The 4,439-nt window shown below is 73.6% G+C and carries 4 protein-coding genes; 3 read left to right on the top strand and 1 reads right to left on the bottom strand.

Going from position 1 to position 4,439, the window contains the following annotated elements; translation table 11 throughout:
• The 3 genes from OOT08_RS18735 to cydC form a co-directional block, all read left to right on the top strand.
• On the top strand, nucleotides 1-237 hold a 237-nt coding region (locus OOT08_RS18735), incomplete at its 5' end, for a cytochrome d ubiquinol oxidase subunit II (RefSeq protein WP_325094417.1).
• Between the two features lie 120 nt (nucleotides 238-357).
• Nucleotides 358-2,004, top strand: coding sequence for a thiol reductant ABC exporter subunit CydD (gene cydD / locus OOT08_RS18730; RefSeq protein ID WP_325094416.1), 1,647 nt, complete (start codon nucleotides 358-360; stop codon nucleotides 2,002-2,004).
• Entirely contained in the window at nucleotides 2,001-3,722 is a 1,722-nt protein-coding gene (gene cydC / locus OOT08_RS18725) for a thiol reductant ABC exporter subunit CydC (RefSeq protein ID WP_325094415.1), read from the top strand. Before cydD ends, cydC begins: the two co-directional genes overlap by 4 nt.
• Here the strand turns inward: cydC and OOT08_RS18720 are convergent.
• The coding region (locus tag OOT08_RS18720; RefSeq protein WP_325094413.1) for an aminotransferase class IV at nucleotides 3,694-4,439 on the bottom strand (746 nt) is incomplete at its 5' end. The two genes, cydC and OOT08_RS18720, sit on opposite strands and share 29 nt — an antisense overlap.

The following is a 4,439-nucleotide window of genomic DNA, read 5'->3' as shown; positions in this document are numbered from 1 at the left end:
TTCATGGCGCTGTTCCCGAACGTGATGCTCTCGAGCGTCGGCCCGGAGCACCACATGTCCATCGCGGGGGCCGCCAGCTCCCAGATGACGCTGGAGTTCATGAGCTGGGTCGCCCTGTTCACCCTCCCGTTCATCCTCGCCTACCAGGCGTGGACGTTCTGGGTGTTCCGCAAGCGCGTCTCGCGCAAGCACATCCCGGGGGCGACCCCGGAGGCCGCCGTCCCGGCGACCGCGTAGGTGCCCGGGGGCGCGTCCTGGCAATCGTCAGGCGCGCCCCCGATATCCTGAACGAATCGCCCCGAGCCCGCGTGCTCGGGAACTCCCGGAACCCGGCCGCGGCCGCCAAGGATGTGACGAGTGAAACCCTTTGACCCGCGTCTGGCGGTGCACGCCAAGGCAATCCGCGGCACACTGGCCCTCGGCGGCCTGCTGGGCGTCCTGAAGACGCTCGCGATCGTCGGCTGGTGCTGGTTCCTCTCCCAATCGATCACGAGCCTGATCGAGGGCTCCGTTGCCGCGCTTCCCGGCCTCGCCGCCGGGGCCGCGGCGAGCGTGATCCTCCGCTCGGTCACCGCCTGGCTCATCGACGTGAACGCCGAGCGCGGCGCGAGCCGCGTGAAGGAGCAGCTGCGTCAGGCGAGCCTCGACAAGATCGACGAGCTCGGCCAGTCCTGGCTCGGCGGCCAGTCGCAGGCGGAGGTCACCGTCCGCGTCACCCGCGGGCTCGACGCCCTGGACCGGTACTTCTCCGGCTACCTGCCCCAGCTCGTGATGACCGTGATCGCGACGCCCGTGCTCGTGCTGCTCATCCTGATCGCAGACCTGCCCAGCGGCATCACCGTCATCATCGTCTTCCCCGTGATCCCGATGTTCATGATCCTCATCGGCCTCGCCACACAGGGCGTGCAGGACAAGCAGTGGACCGCGCTCACGGGCCTGTCCCGCTCCTTCCTCGACGTGATCCAGGGGCTGCCCACCCTCAAGATTTTCGGCCGCGAGCGCAAGCAGGTCGACCGGATCCGGGTGCTCACCGACGAGTACCGCTCCCGCACCATGAAGGTGCTGCGGGTGACCTTCCTGAGCGGCTTCGTCCTGGACCTCGCGGGGACCTTCTCCGTCGCGCTCGTCGCCGTCACGATCGGCACCCGGCTCGTCGACGGCTCCGTGCTGCTCGGCGTCGGCCTGTTCGTGCTCCTCCTCGTGCCCGAGGCCTTCGTGCCGATCCGGCAGGTGGGCGCGGGCTTCCACGCCTCCGCCGAGGGGCTCGCCGCCGCCGAGGACATCTTCGACATCCTGGAGACCCGCCCGCACCAGGACTCGGGCGCGATCCAGGTCACCGCGCGCGGCCAGGATCTCGTGTTGGACGGCGTCTCCGTGCGGCACCGCCCGAGCGCCGCGCCCGGAGCTGCCGCCGCCCTCGCGGCCCTCGACTCGGCGGACACCGGGGAGACCCGCATCGGCCCCGCCTCGATCCGCGTCGCGCCGGGGGAGATCGTCGCCCTCACCGGCCCCAGCGGGGTCGGCAAGTCCACCCTCGTCCAGGCCGCGGTTGGCCTGCTGCCCTTCGCGGGCGCGCTGAGCGTGCCCGGCGCGGTGTCCTGGGCGGGGCAGCGTCCCGCCCTGATCGCGGGCACGGTCGCCGAGAACGTCGCCCTCGGCGACGCGGAACCCGATGCCGAGCGGGTCCGGCGCGCCCTCGCGGCCGCCGACGCCGAGCAGATCGCGCCCGAGCGCGTCCTCGGCCCGGCGGGCTCCGGCCTTTCCGGGGGGCAGGCCCAGCGCGTGGCGATCGCCCGCTGCCTCTACCGGGCCTGGCGGCTCGACGCCGGGGCGCTCCTCCTCGACGAGCCGACCGCCGCGCTCGACCGCACGAGCGAGGCCCGCGTCTTCGAGGCGCTCCGGGCCGAGGCCGACGCCGGTCGCGCCGTGCTCATTGTGACTCACCGCGAGGCCCTCCGGGATCGCGCGGACCGCATCGTTCAGCTGGAAGGGGTGCTCGCGTGAGCGCAGAACCCGTGACCTCGGCCCGTCCCTCGGGCGTCCTCGGCGCGCTCCGCCAGGGCGTGCTCGCCTCGGCGCTGCCCTCGCGCAAGCGCTGGACGCCCGCGATCAGCTTCGGGGTGCTCGCCGACATCTGCGTCGTCGCCCTGCTCGGGCTCAGCATGTGGCTCATTGTGCGCGCGGGGGAGCAGCCCCCGATCCTGCACCTCACCTTCGCGATCGTGGGGGTGCGCGCCTTCGCGATCGGCCGGGCGGCCTTCCGCTACGCGGAGCGGCTCGCGAGCCACGACGCCGTGTTCCGGCAGCTCGCGACGGTGCGCGCCGACACCTTCGAGCGGCTCGTCCCGCTGACCCCCGGCACGCTCGACGAACAGTCTCGCGGGGAGGTGCTCACCCGGCTCGTTGACGACGTGGACGAGCTGCAAAACCTGCCACTGCGGGTCGTGCAGCCCCTGATTACCTCTGGGATCGTTGTCGGCCTGAGCATCGTCGTGGTCGCGATCCTGTCGCCCGTGAGCGGCCTGATTCTGCTGCTCAGCGTTCTGATCGGCGGCGGGCTCGCCGTGCTGGCGAGCAACCGGGTTGCCGCGCGCAGCGAGGAGCGCCTGGCGGGGCTCCGGGCCGCGCTCGCGGTCGAGGTCTCCGACCTGCTGGCCTCCGCGGACGTGCTGCGCGCCTTCGGGGCGCTCGACGCGAAGCGGGCGGCCGTGCGGGCCGCCGACGAGAAGCTCCGGCTCGCCCAGCGCCGCACCGTTTCGGGCGAGGGCCTCGCCGCGGGCGTGCTCTCCCTGTTCTCCGGGGTGGCGACGCTCGCCGTGCTCTGGTTCCTGGCCGCCGGGGGCGGGCCCGCCGCATCCGGGATGTCCGCGCCGCTCACCGCAGCGCTCATCGTCGTTCCGGCCGCGGTCTTCGAGGTCTTCGCGGCGACCCCCGTCGCCCTGCAGGCGATGCGCCGGGTGCGCGCGAGCGCCGAGCGGGTCGACGAGATCGCGCGGCCGGACCGTCCCGCCGAGATCCCGGACGAGGCCGCGGGCAGCGACCGCTGGGAGCCGGTGCCGGGGGAACCGCTCGTGGAGCTTTCGGGCGTCTCGGTGCGCCGCGTTGGCGCGGAGCGCGACACCGTCTCGGGAATCGACCTGCGCGTCGCCGCCGGGGACACGGTCGTGATCGCGGGGGAGAGCGGGGTGGGCAAGTCCACCCTCGCGCTCGCCCTTGTGCGTTTTCTGGAGTACACGGGCAGCTACCGGCTCTCCGGGGTCGAGGCGAAGACGCTCACGGGCCGCGCGGTGCGCCGCGTCGTCGGCCTCTGCGAGCAGTCGCCGCACCTCTTCGACTCGGATCTGCGCCAGAACCTTCTCTTTGCGCGGGACACCGCGAGCGAAGCCGAGCTGCACGAGGTGCTGGACCGGGTCGGCCTCACGTCCTGGGCCGCGGAGCGAAACGGGCTCGACACCCGCGTCGGGGAGGAGGGCGCGCTCGTCTCGGGCGGCCAGGCCCAGCGCATCGCGCTCGCTCGGGCGCTCCTCGCGGACGTGCCCGTGCTCATCTTCGACGAGCCGACCGCGCACGTTGACCCCGAGCGCGCTCAGGCGCTGCTGCAGGACCTGCTGGGCGCGGTGCCCGCCGATCGCGCGGTCATCGTGATCAGCCACACCCCGGTGCCGGCGGAGCTCGTCCGTCAGCAGCTCACGCTCACGCCGACGGGGCTCGCCGCGGGCTGAGCGGTCCTGCCCCGTCGCTCGGGCTGCCGGGGGCGTCGGGCGCGCGCGTCACCGGCTGCCACGTGCGGTTCAGGAACTCGCGGAACAGGGCGAGCCGGGGCTCGTTGACCGGGATCATCCGGGTGCCGTCGAACTGCTCGACGGGGCGGATGCCGTGCAGGGCGTTGACCGCCCAGGTCTCGCGCCCGAGCAGCTCCTCCGGGGTGGCCCGGCCCGGGGCCGTCTCGATGCCGAGCTCGTCGGCGACGAGCCGGACGAGCTGCTCGGCAACCGAGCGCACCCGGGAGCCGTTCTCGACGAAGAAGAGGACGTCGTCGCGCCACCAGAGCAGGCTTGTGGTGCCGCCCTCGATGACCCCGCCCTGCGGGTCGAGCAGGATGGGCTCGGCCCCGAGCGCGGTCCCCAGGGTGCTCATCGCCGCGATGTTCGGTCCCTTCCGGGTGGGCGTGACCCGGGGGTCGGCCGCGGCGGTGCGCACGGCGACCTCTCCGGTGACCCGCGGGGCGGGACGGAGCCGGAGCGCGAGCGCGGGGCCCTCCGCGGCCGGGCAGAGCTCGAAGCGCGGGAAGCCGTTTTCGAGCTGCCAGAGGGGGCCAGCCGCCGCGGCGAAGAAAGTCGCCAGATCGGGCGGGGTCCGCCCCTGTTCGGCGAAGACCTCGGTAACCGTGTCGGCGAAGCGGGCGCGGTGCCGGTCATAGCCGCGGACGTGGCCGGCCT

The organism is Leucobacter sp. M11 (assembly GCF_035726885.1).
Taxonomy (GTDB): Bacteria; Actinomycetota; Actinomycetes; order Actinomycetales; family Microbacteriaceae; genus JAPFRB01.
This window is presented reverse-complemented; position numbering and strand designations above follow the sequence as displayed.